We start from the raw sequence: 19,463 nt of genomic DNA on the forward strand, positions 1-19,463 counted from the left end.
TATCAATTTAATTCCACTAACGGTATGAAAACAGGAAATTTATTCAAAATTCTTTTATTAATAATCTTTGCAACGACATTTGTCGCATGTGAAAGCGAGGAAAAAGATGGAGATTGGGAAGCGATGAAATGGGAAACCAATGTATCAAATATCAATAAAAACAAGATAGAAGTACCCAATGAGGGTGGCGTTTATGTCATTAAATGTACGAATTATAAAAGTTTTTGGATTAATGCGTTGTCTGAAAACGGTGAGTCTCTTCCAATAGATAATGAAGATGAAAAAATAGAAAGAGAGTGGTACTCTATAAAAATAAATGATGGAAACACCATGACTGTTTCGATTCTATCGAATAGTAGTGATGACAATAGAACTTTGAAAATAGGAATTCAAGCAGAAAATGCTTTTGATTCATTTTTGTTTGAGCAAAATAAGAACTAAGATAACTTTTGTATTCCTAGGAATAGCTATAATATTTTAACATGATAAAATTTAAGAGGGAGGACCACACGATTCTCCCTCTTAAATTTTACTATTCAAAGAATAGCAGATATTCCATCTTTCTTCTCAACTTAATGCGCGAAATACTCAATCTTTATGGTGCTGTAAAGAAATATTGAATAAATTAAGCAAAATACATTACCTTTGTTATCGTCTTAAACAATAAGCTAAAACTGAAGTGGAATATTGGAAACGAATTGCATAGAAAAATAGAAGATACCGCCTATATTGTTATCCTAATTGAGTTAATAATCAATAAAAGCGTTAAATCTTCACCCTTTAGAATGTACAATTAAAGACAACGACCATATTTCTGACTTATTACCTATAAAATATTGAGTAATAATCGGTTGTAAATACAACATATTGTAATGAATTGAAGGAAGTACATGTTCAAGCTAGTATACCCCCGATAATTGATGCTGAGACATTTAGCGACTATAATAAAACACTGTATGTGCCAATTAACTGCAGTGATGCTTATCGGGTTTCCGAGTATTGGAAGAACTTTGAATATATTGTAGAGTCTGCTGATGAAAGTGCCATTGAAGCGATTGTTAATGAAAAACATCGCATCTATGTTGTTGGTCATACTCTGCATGTGGAGAATAGAGAAGATATTTATCGGGTGTATAATCTTATAGGGCAGATCGTTTATACGGGGAGTGATCGGGTTGTACGGTTGTCCGATTCTGGCGTCTATGTGATTTGTACAAAAGAGTCTTCGTTTAAAGTCGTTGTGAGATAAGTGTTTACTTATCCTTGTCATACACAAGAAAGACTGTCTTAAAATGAACTGCATCCCAAAAGTTAGATACGAAACTTTTGGGGTGCAGTTCAAAATGATTGTCTTTTGTTTATGAAATGTTGGGATGAGATATTAGAGAGAAAATAGGCCCCTTGGGCTCCGCATGGGACTGCGGGGTGACGAGGCGTATCATATCGCGCTGCAATGTGGTATCCAAATTCTTAGATAACAAGAGTAACATTTTTTATTTCAAAACCCGTTTGAGCCACTTCAGTTTGTTGCCGTAGGGCGGGAACCGGAATTCGGAGTAGAGCCGCTGATTCGAGGTGACTATGCCGCGCTGGTGGCTGAAGGTCTCGAAACTGGTGCGGCCATGATAGGCCCCCATGCCGCTGTTGCCGATGCCACCGAAGGGAAGCTGGCTGTTGACAATCTGCATGATGGTGTCGTTGATGCAGGCGCCGCCCGACGAGGTGTGCTGTATCATGTAGCGGGCCCGTTTGCGGCTGCGGGTAAAGTAGTAGAGGGCCAGCGGTTTCTCGCGCAGGTTGATGTGCTCGACACAGTCGTCGATGTCGTCGAACGGAATTACGGGGAGTATGGGTCCGAAAATTTCGTCGGTGAGCAGGGGCGATTGCGGGTCGATGTCGGTAAGCAGCGTAGGGGCTATGTAGCGGTCGGTAGGGTCGCAGGTACCGCCGCAGAGGGGAGTACCGTGCGAGAGCAGAGCCGCCAGTCGCTCGAAATGCCGCTCGTTGACGATACGCGGATAGTCGGGGTTGTGCTGCGGGTCCTGGCCAAATTGCCGCACGATTTCCCGGCGCATCAGCTCGATGAGATGCGACTCTACCCGGCTGTGTACCAGTAGATAATCGGGCGCTACGCAAGTCTGTCCGCAGTTCAGGAATTTGCCCCACACGATACGGCGGGCAGCCGTGGGCAAGTGAGCGTCGTCGTCGACAATACAGGGGCTCTTGCCACCCAGCTCGAGCGTGACCGGCGTGAGGTATCGGGCAGCCGCCTGCATGATGTGGCGGCCATACTCCACGCCGCCGGTGTAGAAGATGTAGTCGAACCGCTCCTGCAGCAGCTCCTCGGTCGTCTCGCGCCGGTCATCGGCTACGGCGATGTACTCCTCTTCGAAACATTCGCCGATGAGCTCTTGCAGGGCCCGAGCCGTGTGGGGCGCTTCGCCCGAGGGCTTGATGATGGCACAGTTGCCGGCCGCGATGGCACCTACCAGAGGCGACAGCGCCAGTTGCAGCGGGTAGTTCCACGGGGCAACGATGAGCACACACCCGTAAGGCTCGTAATGAATGCGGCTGTGAGAGCCGAAGAGGAAGAGAGGCGTGGGGCGCCGGCGGTCGCGAGCCCAACTCTGCAGGTTGTTTTTGACGATGCGTATCTCGTGCAGCAGGATACCGATTTCGGTTACATAACTTTCGAAAGGCGACTTGCCCAAGTCGGTCCGCAAAGCCTCGGCCAGTTGTTTTTCCCGGTCGGCAATTCCTTCGGCCAGGCGGTCGAGGGCACACAAACGGTAGGGGATTTCGCGGGTAATATGTTCGTTGAAGAATGCTTTTTGCAAATTGACCAAGTGATGATAGTCGTGCGTTGTCATATCGTCGTCGTTTGTAATTGGGTGATAAAGATAACAATTCGCCGGCAGATACAGTTTAAAATTATTCTAAATTCTTGTTTGAGCCGTTATGAAAGCATTATAGAGAATTTACATGGCAAAGAAATCGAACTTTTGAAAAGACCATAAGTAGGGTGAAAATATAATAAAAAGAGGGCGCCGGTTATGGTCAGAATCGAGAATGTATTACTTTTTATCACCTTTGACAAACGGGTTTTGTCGTTGGACGATTTGTTGTTTTTGTTGAGAGAGAATAGAGAGTAGTTTAACTTATATAAGTAATATGGCAACAATAAAAGTAAAATTCCGCCCCTCTTCCATCCCTTCGAAAGAGGGCGTTTTGTATTATCAGATCATTCATAATCGAGTAACGCGACAGATTCGTACAAGATTCAAGTTGCATCCCGATGAGTGGAATGAAGAAGATATGGCATTTGATTTTTCTAACAGTAGGAATAATAATCGGCAACATTATCTGATTTCGTTGAAAGAAAAGGTGAGTGCCGATTTAGCCCGGCTGGAGGATATTGTCGACACCTTTGAGCAATCGGGGGTGGTTTATACTGCAGACCAGATTGTCCAAGCTTTTTCTGCCCCGATAGAAAATAGGGAGTTTTTGGAATTTACAAGGAGGCTTATCGAGCAATTAAACCAAATCGGGAAGAGACGTACGGCCGAGACGTACGCTACAACTCTGAATAGTTTTGTACGATTTAGAGACGGGCAGGAGATTGGTATCGACCAGATAGACTCAAACGTAATGGTCGCGTATGAAATCTATTTGAAGGCTTCCGGTCTTTGCCCGAATACCACCTCTTTTTATATGCGTAATCTCCGAGCCATATACAACAGAGCCGTAGAGCAGGGATTTACAATGCAGAGGTATCCGTTTAGGCATGTATATACAGGCATTGACAAAACGGTGAAACGAGCAGTGCCGTTGAAGATAATTCGCCAGATACGAGATTTGGATTTACGGATGAATCCGTCGTTGGATTATGCTCGCGACATATTTATGTTTTCGTTTTATACCCGAGGAATGTCGTTTGTAGATATGGCCTTTTTGAGAAAGAAGGATATACAGAATGGAATATTGTCGTATCGTCGGCAAAAAACAAACCAGCGGCTTTTTATCAAATGGGAGAAACCTATGCAAGAGATTATAGAAAAATATGATACATTGGACTCCCCTTATTTATTGCCTATCATTCGCAGTGTATATATAGATGAGCGAAAACAGTATAGGAATGCCGCACATCTGGTGAATAACAAATTGAAGCAGTTGGGCCGGCAGATAGGTTTGTCCATACCCTTGACCAGCTATGTGGCTCGCCACGCATGGGCCAGTATTGCACGAAGTAAAAATATTTCCATATCGGTTATCAGTGAGGCTATGGGGCACGACTCAGAGAGCACGACTCGTATTTATTTGGCTTCGTTAGATACCTCTGTTGTAGATAAGGCAAACAATATAATCCTTAAATCTCTATAAAAAAAACTTGTGAAAAAGGTACTCGTTATTTGAAAGTTCTGTCTGAGTATCAGTAATATTATAAAAACCAGAGATTGTATAGGTAAAAGGGGCCGCGTTAAATAGAAAAAACTTCTCTGTTCAAGAGAATGATATTTGGCACAAAATTACAAAAAACTTTGATAAATACACAAAAAGAAGCATATAAAATTATATTTCCGAAAGTATATTTACCAGACTCTTGCATTAAGATGTTATATAAAAAGTCACTCCCTTTTTTCTATATAACTATTCCTTAGCACCTTACTTATCTCTATATTTCTCTTGAACAGAGAAATATAGAGTGGGTGATATGTTAATTTGTAATAATCTACAATAAAGGTGTACAACATCTTTTGAACAGTAGATGGAAAGATTGGGCAAAAAAGGGGATTCACCCCGAACTTATGGTCTATGTGTCTGTAACTGCATGAAATACAACGATAAAATGTATCATGCAGGATTAGAAGATTTGCTCTGAACTCAATATGGGAAAAGAATTGACCGAGTCGTTAAATGGATCGAAGAGGCCAGAGGAGGGGCGCTCTTTATCTGGGAATAACGAGCAGAAGTATTGGTTTGTTATGCGTGACCTTAAACGTCCTAATGCCAAGATACCGGCCTATAAACAACTTGCCGATGAACCGTGTGAAGTCTTTACGCCACTGAAGCGGATTTTGAAAATTTCGCATGGTCGTCGAGTGCGGGAAGAGGTCCCTTTTATACAGGATCTTCTTTTTGTCCACGGTAAAGCGTGTGAGATAGAGGCAATCGTCCAAAAGATTCCTACCCTGCAATTCCGCTATCAAAAAGGGGGATTCCGTCGTCCCATGGTTGTACGCGACAGGGATATGGAGCGATTCATATATGCTGTGAAGTCTTCGGATAATCCCAAGTATTACTTACCCGAGGAGATTACACCGGCTATGTATGGGCACACGATACAGATTATAGGAGGAGGTTTGGATGGCTATAAAGGCACCTTGCTGACCGTACGAGGCTCTAAAACCAAACGTCTGTTGGTCGAATTGCCTAATTTCTTTTCGGTGGGGGTTGAAATTAGTTCGGAGTATATTGAGCTGTGTGAATAAGTTGCGATTCAATAAGTATTTTTCAGAAAGGTCCGGGTTATGGCTATGAATGGTTCTGCAACTGACAATATTTCTAATCTCGAATTTATGCAGCAGTTGGCCGGTTATATCCCTGGAATTATACATCGGGAACGAAACAACCGGCAATACATCTATTTGTATAAGATGCGTGACTATTGGGTTGCTTTCGACGAATCGGCGTTTCTGCTTTGCCGGTTATTTAAGGATACCCAGACCTCCATATTGCGAGTTGCAGAATATCCTTTCCCGGTAATCATGGTTTGCATATCGGACGATGAATTGCAAAAATATGGAGAGAAACATATATTTTGTCGCGATTATCAGGACCATAAAGTCATAGTGGGGACGAAGATTGTTGCCGAGCAATATTGGACATGGTATCGCATGGAGATAGAGGATAGTTAATTGGGTCACAAATTTTCACAGGGGATTATCAAAAAATTTATAAGTTGGTTATGGCCGATTTTACACAAAACACAGATTTTTGGATTATAAACGTGAGCTTGGTTTTTGTGCTGTGCGTTTTTTTGGCAGGAATTGTTATTCCGCAAATTTTGTTAATTGCTTTTCGCCGGAAGTTGTTCGATGTTCCTGATGAACGAAAGATACATCAGGGAGCTGTACCCCGTTTAGGAGGGATTGCATTTAAACCGGTGATCTTTTTCTCGGTTTTTCTCCTGTTAGGAATAGACATGATGGTGGGGCATACCGAAGTCTTATCGGAGATTGGTAAAGATGCTCAACCTCTTTTCTTTGGATTTTGCTCGATTATCGTACTTTATTTGGTTGGCATTGCCGACGATCTTATCGGGGTGAAGTATCGAGCTAAATTTTTTGTACAAGTTTTGTGTGGAGTCATGCTTATTGCCGGCGGGGTCTATCTCGACGATTTGAACGGAATATTGGGTATACATGAACTCCCGGCATGGATTGGGTATTTGTTGACGGTACTGGCTACTGTTTTTATTATCAATGCAATCAATTTGATTGATGGTATCGATGGATTGGCTTCGGGTCTGTGTAGCATAGCTTGTCTCTTCTATGGCGTTATCTTTTTCTTGTTTGAAAAATATATCTACTCGATGTTGGCTTTCGCTACATTGGGAGTGTTGATGCCTTTCTTTTACTATAACGTATTCGGCAAGGTAGAACATCATAAAAAGATATTTATGGGCGATACCGGTAGTCTGACTATTGGGATGATGCTCTGTTTCCTGAGTATCCGGTTGGTTCAGTGTGGAGCCGATGAGGGTGGAAAGATATTGAATCCAATGATATTGGCATTTTCGCCGTTGATAATTCCTTGTTTCGATGTGGTGCGGGTATATCTGCATCGGGTGAGAAATGGGAAAAATCCTTTCCTTCCCGACAAAAACCACATTCATCACAAACTGATAGCTATCGGTATGAAGCAACGAACCGTGATGATATTGATTATTGCGGTCTCTCTTCTTTTTACCTTAGGTAATATTTTGTTGTCGAAGTATATAGAAATCAATCTTTTACTGGTCATAGATATTGCAATATGGACTTTGGTAAATATCGGATTGTCTCGTCGAATCAAAAAGCTACAATCAAACGCATAATAGTATGAAAAAGAAAAACGTCGTCTTTTCGATTGTGACCGCATTGATGTTGATCTCTTGCGCAACGCCTAAGGTCGCCTATTTTCAAAACGTGCAACCCGGGGCTGCGGAGACGGTATCGGAACCGATGGAGATTCGAATCCGACCAAGTGACAAGATTTCCATTCTGGTGAATAGCAAAGATCAGTTACTGGTCAATCTGTTCAATCTCCCGGTCATTACCCGTCAGATTGGGATGACGAGTAACAACAATACAAGTCAAGGCATTTCGGGCTATACTGTCAATGACGAGGGAAATATCGACTTCCCGGTATTGGGCAATGTACACGTAGAGGGGATGACCCGAGCCGAGATTGCTGCATACATAAAGAAAGAGTTGATGGAGAAGAATCTGGTGAAAGATCCTGTTGTGACGGTCGAGTTTATGAACCTGACGGTATCGGTATTGGGTGAAGTGGCCCATCCGGGACGTTTCAGCATCGACAAAGACCGATTGACGCTGTTGGAGGCCCTAAGCTTGGCCGGAGACTTGACTATTTATGGGAAGCGCGACAACATTTTGGTTCAGCGTGAAGAGAATGGTACGAAGGTATTTTATAGAGTGAATATAAATACGGGAGAGGACCTCTACACATCGCCCGTATACTATTTGCAGCAAAACGATGTCGTATATGTTGAGCCTAATTCGGTGAGAGCGAGACAATCGACAGTCAACGGTAATAATGTTCGTTCTACCTCTTTCTGGATATCGTTGGCTTCGCTGTTGACTACTATTACCGTGTTAATCGTAAAATAAAATTTTGATATGGCAATCAATAAAGATACTACCAAGAATAAGCAGACAGATGATTTTTTGCGCATTCAAGACCTGTTTTACCTGTGTCTGGCCAAATGGAAATGGTTCGTTATATCGCTCGTGGTGACCTGTGGTATAGCGGTGTTGTATCTGTTGCGTACCCCTTCGGTTTATACGCGCACGGCATCGGTATTGATTAAGGAGGATTCCAAAGGCAATTCCATCTCGTCGGGTATGGAGACCTTTTCGGAGTTTGGCCTTTTTCAGTCGAGTACGAATGTAAACAACGAGTTGCTGGCATTCCAGTCTCCGGCAGTAATGACCGAGGTGGTCAAGCGCCTGCAGTTGGGGACGACCTATTATTTGCCGGGTAAATTTCATCGGGTGGTCGCTTATGGAAAAAATCTGCCAGTGACGGTTACGCTTTGCGACCTCCCCGAGGACGAGACGGGTAGCTTTACGGTGGAGATACGTCCGGGAAGATCGTTTGGTCTGTCCGATTTCACTCGAAACGGCGACGATATGAAGAGCGATAAGATTACGGGAACCTTGGCCGATACCATTGCCACTCCGCTGGGGCGTATGGTGGTGAATGCTACGGCAAATTATGTCGATGCCCCGTGCACCCTCTATGTAGATAGATCGACCTTATACAGTGCCGTGAATGCCTATTCGGCCAATTTGTCGGTATCGTTGAATAATGAAAAGGCATCGGTCATAGACTTGTCGTTTAAGGACTTGTCGACACAACGTGCCGAGGATGTACTGAATACGTTAATCTCGGTATATAACGAGAATTGGGTCAAGGACAAGAATCAGGTTGCTGTCAGTACCTCTATGTTTATCAATGAGCGATTGGGGGTAATCGAACAGGAATTGGGGAATGTCGATGAGGACATATCGTCGTACAAGTCGGAGCATCTGTTGCCCGATGTTCAGGCTGCATCGAACATGTATATGATGCAAAGCAGTGAGACCAACTCTCAGATTCTTGCTTTGAACAATCAATTATATATGGCCCGTTATATACGGAACTATCTGGCCAACGACGCGAACAAAAGCCAGTTGTTGCCGGCCAATTCGGGAATAGATAATGGCAATATCGAGTCTCAAATATCGGAGTATAACCGGCAGTTGCTGCAACGCAACAATCTGGTCGCCAACAGTAGCACCGATAACCCGTTGGTCGTAGACATGGACCAGGCTCTGAAATCCATGCGCAAAGCTATAATAGGATCGATAGACAACCAGATTGAGACCTTGAATGCACAGATAAAGAGTCTGCAATATTCCGAGCAGCAAACCACCTCACGTATTGCAGCTAACCCGACTCAGGCCAAATATCTGCTCTCGGTAGAGCGTCAGCAGAAAGTGAAAGAGGCCTTGTATCTCTTCTTGTTGCAAAAGCGAGAGGAGAATGAATTGTCTCAGGCCTTTACGGCATACAATACCCGTATCGTTACGCCCCCTCATGGTAGTCTGAATCCGACGGCGCCAATAAAAAAGAATATTCTGTTGGTCGCTTTTGCCGTGGGGTTGCTGATACCGATTATTATTGTCTTCATGCGGGAAACGATGAACACGCGGGTACGAGGAAGAAAAGATTTGGAGTCGTTGAGCATCCCGTTTATTGGGGAGATACCATTGTGTGTGCACAAGAAAAAAGGCTGGTTCAAAAGGACTGTGTCCAGACCGAAATCGGTTGTTGTCAAAGAGGGGAGCCGCGATATTATCAACGAGGCATTTCGGGTGTTGCGTACCAACCTCGAGTTTATGACCGGTAGCGATAAGAATCGAAATGTGATTATCCTGACCTCGTTCAATCCCGGTAGTGGCAAATCGTTCCTGACGATGAATATCGCGGTGAGTCTGGCTATCAAGGACAAGCGTGTACTGGTTATTGACGGAGACTTGCGCCATGGGTCTACTTCGGCTTATGTCAATTCTCCTAAACTGGGATTAAGTGACTATCTGGGTGGTCGGGTATCACAGTTGTCCGCTATCATCGTGAACGATACAAAGTATAAGAATCTGGATATTCTGCCGGTGGGTACGATTCCTCCCAACCCGACCGAATTGCTGTTTAATGAACGGCTGAAACAGGTAACCGACAGTGTGCGAACTCAATACGATTATGTATTTATCGATTGCCCGCCTATCGAATTGGTAGCCGATACACAGATTATAGAAAAGCTGGCCGATCGAACTATCTTCGTTGTACGAGCCGGACTGCTCGAGCGCAGTATGCTTGCCGAGTTGGAGACCCTCTATGACGAACAGAAGCTCAAAAACATGGCTTTGATTCTCAATGGTACCGAGTCGAATACCAATAAGTATGGTTATCGATATGGTTATCGATATGGCTATCACTACGGTTATGGCTATGGTTACCACTATGGATCGGACGAAGAATAACACGAAGTCTGGGGAAGACTGTATGGTTAGATTCCATTCGGAAGGAGTGGATGAATAGAACGAACAATGTGGCCCTTTAAGAAACGGATTTCATTAAAGGCAAGTGGCATATTTGCCGGACTTACCGATTGGCATAGTCATATTCTGCCGGGGGTGGACGATGGTGTACAGACCATGGAAGAGTCGTTGGCAATATTGCAGCAGTACGAAGTGCTGGGAGTGAAAGCCGTATGGCTTACCCCACATATCATGGAGGACATACCCAACACAACCATGCGTTTGAAGGAGCGCTTTGCCGAATTGCAGCAGGCCTATCCAGGACCGGTTGCTCTTCATCTGGCTGCCGAGAACATGCTCGACCATCTTTTTGAAGAACGATTGGAAAGCAATGATTTGCTGCCCATTGGAGATGCCGGTAACAGGTTACTGGTAGAGACCTCATATTTCAATCCGCCGATGAATCTGTATGAGACCTTGGAGTGTATCAAGTCCAAGGGGTATTATCCGGTATTGGCACATCCCGAGCGATATGTGTATATGGGCAATCGAGATTATCGACGGCTGAAAGAGATGGGGGTGGAGTTTCAACTCAATTTGCCATCTTTGACGGGATTGTATGGAAAACAGGTTCAAGCAACAGCCGAACAGCTCGAAAAGAGGGGATTTTATAATTATAAGGGAACTGATATTCATACCATAAAATGGTTGTTGCATATTAAATAATGAATATATAAGAAAACTATGAAAGGAATTGTATTGGCCGGTGGAAGCGGCACGCGACTTTATCCCATTACGAAAGGGGTTAGCAAACAGTTGTTGCCTATCTACGACAAACCGATGATTTATTATCCCATATCGGTGTTGATGTTGGCGGGAATCAGAGAAATACTCATTATCTCTACGCCTTACGATCTCCCAGGCTTCAAGCGATTGTTGGGTGATGGATCGGATTATGGTGTACGGTTTGAATATGCCGAGCAGCCGTCGCCCGATGGACTGGCACAGGCATTTATTATCGGTGAGCAGTTTATTGGCGACGACTCGGTATGCTTGGTTTTGGGCGATAATATCTTTCATGGAACCGGTTTTTCCAAGTTGCTGAAAGAGGCTGTCGAGAATGCCGAACAAGCAGGTAAAGCCACAGTCTTCGGGTATTGGGTCGACGATCCAGAGCGCTATGGCGTAGCTGAGTTTGATGCCAATGGCAACTGCTTGTCGATTGAGGAGAAACCCGAGCATCCGAAATCGAACTATGCCGTTGTGGGGCTCTATTTCTATCCCAACCAGGTGGTCGATGTGGCAAAGAATATAAAGCCGTCGGCTCGTGGCGAATTGGAAATCACCACAGTCAATCAAGTGTTTTTGCAAGAACAGAAATTGAAAGTTCAGACCTTGGGCCGAGGCTTTGCCTGGCTCGATACCGGTACCCACGATTCATTGGCCGAAGCCTCTATTTTTGTCGAAGTGATAGAGAAACGACAAGGGTTGAAGGTAGCCTGTCTGGAAGGTATCGCCTATCGGAAGGGCTGGATTGGACGCGAGAAAATGGAAGAGGTAGCCCGACCGATGTTGAAAAATCAATATGGACAATATTTACTGAAAGTGATTGCCGAGATAGAACAAACCGGAAAAGAAAATTTGGATTGACTTATGAATGTAATCAAAACCGAAATTGAGGGAGTTGTCATTATAGAGCCTCGGATTTTCAGGGATGCGAGAGGCTATTTCTTCGAATCGTTCTCGCAAAAGGAGTTCGATGAAAAGGTGCGTCCAATCTCTTTTGTACAAGACAACGAAAGCATGTCGTCTTATGGCGTGATGCGAGGATTGCATTTTCAGAGTCCTCCCTACACGCAAAGCAAGTTGGTGCGTTGTGTCAAAGGTCGTGTGCTCGATGTTGCCGTGGATATTCGCAAAGGTTCTCCTACATACGGCAAGCATGTGGCCGTAGAGCTGACCGAAGAGAATCATCGGCAGTTTTTTATCCCGCGAGGCTTTGCTCATGGTTTTGCCGTATTGAGCGAAACGGCTGTGTTCCAGTATAAGTGTGACAATTTTTATGCTCCGCAGGCCGATGGCGGAATCAGTATTCTGGATACCTCGTTGGGAATAGACTGGCAGATAGCTCCAGATAAAGCAATTTTAAGCGAGAAGGACACGAAACACCCTTTGTTGTGCGATTTCGACAGTCCGTTTGATATAAACGAAAATTTGTATGAGTAAGATGAATATACTTGTAACCGGGGCCAACGGACAACTTGGCAACGAGATGCGCGTGGTGGCCCGGAACAGTGCAGACAACTACATCTTTACCGATGTGGCCGAGCTCGATATTACCGATGCCGCAGCCGTAGAAAAGATGGTCACCGACAACGATGTGAAAGTAATCGTCAACTGTGCTGCCTATACCAATGTAGATAAAGCGGAAGACGACCGTGAGTTTGCCGAGTTGCTCAATGCTCGGGCCGTTGAAAATCTGGCACGGGCTATACGCAGAAACGACGGAGTGCTTGTGCATGTCTCGACCGACTATGTATTTGGAGGAACCAAAAACAATACCCCTTGTAGAGAAGATGAACCGGCCAACCCGACAGGCGTTTATGGCGTAACCAAACTACATGGCGAGCAGGCTATTATCGCCTCGGGCTGTCACCATATCATTATTCGCACAGCTTGGTTGTATAGCGAGTTTGGCAAGAACTTTTTGAAAACGATGCTCGATCTCACGGCAACCAAACCTCAACTGAAGGTCGTCTTCGACCAGGTTGGTTCGCCCACTTACGCCTATGATTTGGCGCTTGCCATTTTCGACATTGTCGAGAATCGCAAATATGTCGATAACGACGGTATCTATCACTATTCAAACGAGGGGGTATGCTCGTGGTTCGATTTCACAAAAATGATAGCCGAATATGCCGACCACACAGGTTGCGACATTCAGCCCTGTCACAGCGACGAATTTCCCTCGAAAGTGATACGTCCCAGCTATTCGGTTCTCGATAAAACCAAAATAAAAAAGACTTTTGGCGTGGCGGTTCCCTATTGGACCGATTCGCTGAGAGTGTGTATGACCAACTTAAAAACTATCAGTAAATGATGAATGCCTTTAAAAGAAATATCATCATTACCGGCGGTGCCGGTTTCATTGGTTCGCATGTAGTGCGCCTTTTTGTCAACAAGTATCCCGATTATCACATTATAAATCTCGATAAGCTGACCTATGCCGGCAACCTGGCCAATCTGAAAGACATCGAAGACAAACCCAACTATACATTTGTCAAAGCCGATATTTGCGATTTCGATACCATCTTATCGCTGATGCAGCAATACCAGATCGACGGCATTATCCATCTGGCTGCCGAGAGTCATGTCGACCGTTCTATCAAAGACCCCTTCACTTTTGCCCGCACCAATGTGATGGGGACATTGAGCATGCTTCAGGCGGCCAAACTCTATTGGGAATCGCTCCCCGAGAAATACGAAGGCAAGCGTTTTTACCACATCTCGACCGACGAAGTCTACGGTGCACTGGAGATGACCCATCCCGAAGGGATTAAGCCGCCCTTTACCACTACCGCCTCGTCGACCGAGCACCATCTGGCCTACGGTACAGATTTCTTCTATGAAGATACCAAGTATAATCCACACAGTCCCTATTCGGCTTCGAAAGCCTCGAGCGACCACTTTGTGCGAGCCTTTCACGACACCTACGGGATGCCTACCATCGTGACCAACTGTTCGAACAATTACGGCCCGTATCAGTTCCCCGAGAAGCTGATACCACTCTTCATCAACAACATTCGCCATCGCAAGCCGTTGCCCGTCTATGGCAAAGGCGAGAATGTGCGCGACTGGCTCTATGTAGAGGATCACGCCCGAGCCATCGACCTTATTTTCCATCAGGGTAAGATCGCCGAAACCTACAATATCGGTGGCTTCAACGAATGGAAAAACATCGACATCATCAAAGTCGTCATCAAGACCGTCGACCGCCTGCTCGGCCGCCCCGAAGGGGAGGATATGAACCTCATCACCTACGTAACCGACCGTGCCGGACACGACAAACGCTACGCCATCGACTCTACCAAGCTCCAGAAAGAACTGGGCTGGGAACCCTCTCTCCAGTTCGAAGAGGGTATCGAGAAGACCGTACGCTGGTACCTCGACAATCAGGAATGGATGGACCACATCACCTCCGGCGAATACGAAAAGTATTACGAGGAGATGTATAAGAATCGATAATTCAACGATTATGTTTTCTAAAAAAGTTAGAATTGGATTTATCAGTGTGAATTCTCCACTCGACAGAAAAACATCGAGTGGAACTACATTTCAAATGTATCAGGCATTAAAAAAAATAGGAGCAGATATTGTTTGGCTTCAACCTAAACATGATTTTTTCTACAAATTGGTCAATCTATTTTTCAAACTGTTGGCTGTGTTCACTCGTTCAAGAATACTACGCGATCACATTGTCCCTCTTGCCAAAATTGAATCCAAATCGCTGAAAAAAATATATATCGAGCAGTGTGATATTTTATTTGCTCCATTTGCCTCCACTGCGCTTTATTATCTAAAAACTGATAAGCCAATTATCTACTTATCGGATGCCACATTCGCCGCAATGTTAGACTACTATTTCAAAGGAATTGCATTCTGGAATATCAAACAGGCGAATAAAATTGAACAAACAGCATTATCAAAAGCAACAATAATTGTTGTCTCTTCGGAGTGGGCAAGACAGTCTGTGCAATCAGATTACAACATACCGCAACCCCAAATACATGTTTTAGAATTTGGAGCGAATATTGATGAAGAGGATATTGTCCCTCATAAATTCATATATAACAACCATTTGAATATTCTTTTTTTAGGTGTAGATTGGATTCGCAAAGGAGGAGAAATTGCTGTAGAAGCAGTCAAATATCTTAATGAAAATGGTATTTTTACAACTTTGCAAATAGTCGGTATCCGAAATTTAGACAACGATATAGCAAATCTTCCTTACGTAAAGAATTATGGTTTTTTTGATAAAAACAATCCGGACGACTATAATCAATTGGTTTCTATAATACAACAATCACATTGCTTATTACTTCCGACTAAGGCCGAATGTGCTGGTATTGTATTTTGTGAAAGTAGCGCAAATGGATTACCTATTTTTACATATAATACAGGTGGAGTTGCCAACTATGTAGAAAATGGGCGAAATGGCTATATGTTATCATTGGGCGCTACAGGAAAAGATTTTGGACAAAAAATTAGAGAATGTCTTGATTCTGGAGAATTGGAAAAAATGTCCGAGTTCGCTGTAAGTATGTATAAAGAAAAGTTGAATTGGCAAGTTTGGGGACAAAAAGTTGAGAAAATTATAGATTCTATTTTGCAATAATGACAGAACCAGGGAATAAACGAATTGCTAAAAATACAGGGCTATTATATATTAGAATGCTGATAATGATGTTTATCAGCTTTTGGACAGCACGAATTACGCTGAATGCTTTGGGGATTGATGACTATGGTATCAATAATGTAGTGGGTGGATTGGTTACAATGTTTTCTTTACTTTCTGGATCTTTGTCTACAGCAACCAGTCGTTTTCTTACATATGAACTTGGTAAAGGAGATATCAATAATTTAAAGAAAATATTTTCCACGACACTCAATATACATATTATTTTAGCTATTGCTATTGTTGTTGTAATCGAAATAATTGGGGTATGGTTTTTAAATCATAAGATGGTTATTCCTGCAAATCGTTTATCTGCAGCTAACTGGATTTTACAGAGTTCTATTTTTACATTCGCTATAGGGTTACTTTCAGTCCCTTACAATTCTGCTATCATCGCTCATGAAAAGATGTCTGTATTTGCTTATATGACGATTTTTGAAGCAGTATTCAAATTGCTAATCGCATTCAGTATATATTATTATGAAAATGATAAATTGATACTTTTGTCAATTCTAACTTTAATACAAAGTGTTATTCGTCAAATTATTTATTGGGTATATTGTAAGCGAATGTTTGCAGAATGTGTATATACTCTAGGAAGAAATAAACAGATGGAAAAAAATATTTTTAGTTTTGCTGGTTGGAATTTTATCGGATCAGGCTCCGCTATATTACGAGACCAAGGGGTAAATATACTTCTAAATTTATTTTGTGGGCCTGCCGTAAATGCAGCACGGGGAATAGCTATGCAAGTTAATGGTATTGTAAATCAGTTTGCTAATAACTTTACAATGGCTATGAATCCTCAAATTACAAAAGAATTTGCAGCAGGAGAAATTAGTAATTCAATTCAAATTGTATTACAAGGGGCACGTTTCTCTTTTTTTCTTATTTTGTTAATTTCTCTTCCAGTTATAACTGAAGCTCATCAAATATTAGGGATTTGGCTTAAGTTGGTTCCTGAACATACTGTTTGGTTTGTGCGTCTTATTATTATATATACGATGGTAGAGTCTATATCATTTACCATGGTTACTTTAATGTTGGCTATAGGGAATATTAGAAATTATCAGTTGATTGTTGGCGGGTGTCAGTTGTTGAATTTTCCTTTAGCTTATGTCTTATTAAAATTAGGTTATATACCGGAATCGACAATAATATTATCTATTGTTATTGCATTTGTATGTCTTGTGTTAAGACTTTTGATGCTTAAACGGATGATAAATTTTCCGGTTAGGCAATTTATTTACGAAGAATTATTCAAGATTATATTTGTTGGAATTTTGTCTGCTATTCTCCCTTGCATACTTGTCGTTTTAATAGAAGAAAATATCTTTAGGCTATTTTTATCCATTATTGTAAGTATTACCGGAACATTGATAATAATTTATCTAATAGGGTGTAATAAATATGAAAAACAATTGATTATTAGTAAATTAGTATCGCTTAAACAACGACATAAAGATGAGAATGCATAAAGGTTTATATGATTGTTGTGGGTGCACCGCATGTGAAAATATTTGTCCTAAGCATGCTATTACTATGCAGCCAGATTTATTAGGATTTCTTTATCCTAGAATTGATGATAAGAAATGTATTGATTGTGGTCTGTGTGAAAAAATATGTAGTTTCTCTATAAATTACAAGCAAAAATGTCACTGTGAAAATCAGATTGTATTTGCTGTAAGAAGTCGAAAAAAAGAGAATCTTCTAAAAAGTCAAAGTGGGGCTGCTTTCTTTGAGTTTGCAAAGAGTTTTATTAAGTTAGGAGGAATCGTTTATGGAGCTAGTTTAGATACCGATTTTGTAGTAAAGCATATAAGAGTAGATACTATAGCCGGTCTTGAGAGGTTGAGATTATCAAAATATACGCAAAGTCAATTAGAAACAATATTTCAACAAGTTAAAAAGGATTTACAGAACGGAATTAAAGTTTTATTTAGTGGAACACCATGTCAAATTGCTGGATTAAATTCGTTTATCTCAGAGAAATTGAGATCTCTTCTTACTACTATTGATGTTATATGTCATGGAGTTCCATCTCCTTCTGTATGGCAGGAATATATCAAATATATAGGAAATAAATATGGGAAGATTAGATGTTGCATATTTAGAGATAAAAAATTTGGCTGGGCAAGTCATTTTGAATCGTTCATATTCTGTAATGGGAAAACAATGTCTACACGTATTTTTCGTGATCTATTTTACAATCATCTTATATTGAGATATTCATGTTATAAATGTCCATTTACTAATTTAGAGAGAGTGGGAGATATAACGATTGGAGATTTTTGGGGATGGTCGAATATCAGTACAGAGTTTAACGATAATTTAGGTGTCTCCCTGGTTTTTATCAATACAGAAAGGGGACAATTTTTATTTAACTCAACAAAGCCCCATATTCTTTATATTAAGAGTAATGTGATAAATTGTTTACAACCACAACTTCAGTATCCCGCTCCTAAACATCCTAAAAGGGAACAATTCGAAATAGATTTTAATCAGAGAGGATTCCAATATGTAGCAAAGCAATATGGGGTAATAGGTTTTCAGTATCATTTAAGGCGTTTATTGAAAAATTTTGTCACGTTATGTGACAAAGTAAAATGGCATATAAAAATACATTGTTAAATGAAACGAGTTGGTATTATAACATTTCATAGAGCGAATAACTTTGGAGCAGTTCTTCAGTGTTATGCACTTCAAGAAATTCTCAAAAAATTGGGCTATAATGCTCAAGTAGTCGATTTTCGTGAACCTTATACAGAACTGATTTACAATCCTATCCGTTGGGATATTATGAAGCAAGGTATTACACAGCCTCGTTTAATGGCTGGGTATTTACTGAAAGTACTACCGGAACGCTACAAACGCGCCAAACAGTATAATGCTTTTAGAAAAAAATACTTGGACTGTACTTTTCGTATAGCAAAAGGTCAAGATATGCCACAGAGTATAGATGTATTTCTTATTGGTTCTGATCAAATGTGGAGTTTGCATCCAACGGGATATAAACTTGAACCTGTTTATTTTGGAGAATTTAAGATTCCTGAAACAAGCAGTATTCAAGGATATGCCATTAGCTCCAATATTCAATCACTTAGAGAAATTGGGGCTGATTGCCTTTCGAAATATATCCAGAATTTTAAGCGACTGTCATTCCGTGAGAAAACAATCTGTGATGAAGTGGAAAGATTAACGGGGTATAGGGGAAAAGTCGTATTAGATCCCACTTTACTTCTTAATTGTGAGGATTGGAACAAGCTTACAAAAACAAGTAGAGTTAGGAGAAAGTATATTCTCACTTATTTTCTTCATGCCGAATCGACGGATTTGGAATTTAAAATTAAAATAAAGCAATTTGTGCAACGACAAGGATTGGAGTTGGTAGATGTGTTCGATATAGCATTTTCTCCTGTTAGCTTTTTGAATGCCATAAAATATGCCGAATGTATTTTAACGACATCTTTTCATGCTGTTGTATTTTCTATCCTTTTTCAAAAAACATTTTATGCACTGCGGTCTAATGATGGTAGAGATATCCGTTACATTAATTTGATGGAAGCATTGGGTGTTGATCGCTTGATAAATGTAGATTCATTGTCTACACTTAAGCTTTCAACAATAGACTATTCTAAAGTAGTTTCGACGCTCGAAAACTTACGAGTTGACTCTCTTGAATATTTAAGAACTTTATAAAAAAT

18 protein-coding genes are annotated in these 19,463 nt (G+C 41.8%); 17 read left to right on the forward strand and 1 reads right to left on the reverse strand.

From position 1 onward, the window contains the following. Positions 1-24: 24 nt before the first annotated feature. Both Q1K76_RS10155 and Q1K76_RS10160 read left to right on the forward strand, forming a co-directional pair. Positions 25-441 (forward strand): hypothetical protein, encoded by a 417-nt coding sequence (locus Q1K76_RS10155; protein WP_087423062.1) that lies wholly within the window; start codon positions 25-27, stop codon positions 439-441. A 436-nt stretch (positions 442-877) separates the two neighbouring features. After that, positions 878-1,249, forward strand: a complete 372-nt coding sequence (locus tag Q1K76_RS10160; RefSeq protein WP_143240980.1) for a hypothetical protein — start codon at positions 878-880, stop codon at positions 1,247-1,249. A 244-nt stretch (positions 1,250-1,493) separates the two neighbouring features. Here Q1K76_RS10160 and Q1K76_RS10165 read toward each other — a convergent pair whose 3' ends face one another. Then, positions 1,494-2,870, reverse strand: a complete 1,377-nt coding sequence (locus tag Q1K76_RS10165) for an aldehyde dehydrogenase (RefSeq protein WP_300133067.1) — start codon at positions 2,868-2,870, stop codon at positions 1,494-1,496. Between the two features lie 301 nt (positions 2,871-3,171). Between Q1K76_RS10165 and Q1K76_RS10170 the strand changes: the two genes are divergently transcribed. From Q1K76_RS10170 to Q1K76_RS10240, 15 genes are all read left to right on the forward strand, one after another. Then, a complete protein-coding gene (locus Q1K76_RS10170) occupies positions 3,172-4,380 on the forward strand; it encodes a site-specific integrase (RefSeq protein ID WP_298662964.1) in 1,209 nt (402 codons plus the stop codon). A gap of 506 nt (positions 4,381-4,886) precedes the next feature. Then, complete coding sequence (locus Q1K76_RS10175; protein ID WP_366944496.1) at positions 4,887-5,489, forward strand: UpxY family transcription antiterminator; 603 nt, start codon at positions 4,887-4,889, stop codon at positions 5,487-5,489. Positions 5,490-5,528: 39 nt separating this feature from the next. Next, positions 5,529-5,915, forward strand: a complete 387-nt coding sequence (locus Q1K76_RS10180; RefSeq protein ID WP_300133070.1) for a hypothetical protein — start codon at positions 5,529-5,531, stop codon at positions 5,913-5,915. Between the two features lie 50 nt (positions 5,916-5,965). Then, complete coding sequence (locus tag Q1K76_RS10185) at positions 5,966-7,096, forward strand: MraY family glycosyltransferase (protein ID WP_300133073.1); 1,131 nt, start codon at positions 5,966-5,968, stop codon at positions 7,094-7,096. A gap of 4 nt (positions 7,097-7,100) precedes the next feature. Next, on the forward strand, positions 7,101-7,892 hold the full coding sequence (locus tag Q1K76_RS10190) for a polysaccharide biosynthesis/export family protein (protein ID WP_258328017.1): 792 nt from the start codon (positions 7,101-7,103) through the stop codon (positions 7,890-7,892). A 9-nt stretch (positions 7,893-7,901) separates the two neighbouring features. Then, on the forward strand, positions 7,902-10,307 hold the full coding sequence (locus tag Q1K76_RS10195) for a polysaccharide biosynthesis tyrosine autokinase (protein ID WP_300133075.1): 2,406 nt from the start codon (positions 7,902-7,904) through the stop codon (positions 10,305-10,307). Positions 10,308-10,373: 66 nt separating this feature from the next. Beyond that, complete coding sequence (locus Q1K76_RS10200) at positions 10,374-11,030, forward strand: CpsB/CapC family capsule biosynthesis tyrosine phosphatase (protein WP_300133077.1); 657 nt, start codon at positions 10,374-10,376, stop codon at positions 11,028-11,030. Between the two features lie 18 nt (positions 11,031-11,048). After that, positions 11,049-11,954, forward strand: a complete 906-nt coding sequence (gene rfbA, locus Q1K76_RS10205) for a glucose-1-phosphate thymidylyltransferase RfbA (RefSeq protein WP_258328019.1) — start codon at positions 11,049-11,051, stop codon at positions 11,952-11,954. Between the two features lie 3 nt (positions 11,955-11,957). Continuing rightward, the gene (rfbC, locus tag Q1K76_RS10210) at positions 11,958-12,530 is read left to right on the forward strand and encodes a dTDP-4-dehydrorhamnose 3,5-epimerase (protein WP_258328020.1); all 573 of its coding nucleotides are present in this window, start codon (positions 11,958-11,960) and stop codon (positions 12,528-12,530) included. A gap of 1 nt (position 12,531) precedes the next feature. After that, on the forward strand, positions 12,532-13,404 hold the full coding sequence (gene rfbD, locus Q1K76_RS10215; protein ID WP_300133135.1) for a dTDP-4-dehydrorhamnose reductase: 873 nt from the start codon (positions 12,532-12,534) through the stop codon (positions 13,402-13,404). After that, positions 13,404-14,549, forward strand: coding sequence for a dTDP-glucose 4,6-dehydratase (gene rfbB / locus Q1K76_RS10220; RefSeq protein WP_300133137.1), 1,146 nt, complete (start codon positions 13,404-13,406; stop codon positions 14,547-14,549). The genes rfbD and rfbB overlap by 1 nt, the downstream gene beginning before the upstream one ends. A gap of 10 nt (positions 14,550-14,559) precedes the next feature. Beyond that, positions 14,560-15,699, forward strand: a complete 1,140-nt coding sequence (locus Q1K76_RS10225; protein ID WP_300133080.1) for a glycosyltransferase family 4 protein — start codon at positions 14,560-14,562, stop codon at positions 15,697-15,699. Further along, entirely contained in the window at positions 15,699-17,237 is a 1,539-nt protein-coding gene (locus Q1K76_RS10230; RefSeq protein ID WP_300133083.1) for a lipopolysaccharide biosynthesis protein, read from the forward strand. Before Q1K76_RS10225 ends, Q1K76_RS10230 begins: the two co-directional genes overlap by 1 nt. Further along, entirely contained in the window at positions 17,224-18,390 is a 1,167-nt protein-coding gene (locus Q1K76_RS10235) for a Coenzyme F420 hydrogenase/dehydrogenase, beta subunit C-terminal domain (protein WP_300133086.1), read from the forward strand. Before Q1K76_RS10230 ends, Q1K76_RS10235 begins: the two co-directional genes overlap by 14 nt. Further along, entirely contained in the window at positions 18,391-19,458 is a 1,068-nt protein-coding gene (locus tag Q1K76_RS10240; RefSeq protein WP_300133088.1) for a polysaccharide pyruvyl transferase family protein, read from the forward strand. It begins immediately after the preceding gene. Positions 19,459-19,463 lie beyond the last annotated feature (5 nt).

The sequence above is a fragment of the uncultured Barnesiella sp. genome (genome assembly GCF_946496565.1).
GTDB lineage: Bacteria > Bacteroidota > Bacteroidia > Bacteroidales > Barnesiellaceae > Barnesiella > Barnesiella merdigallinarum.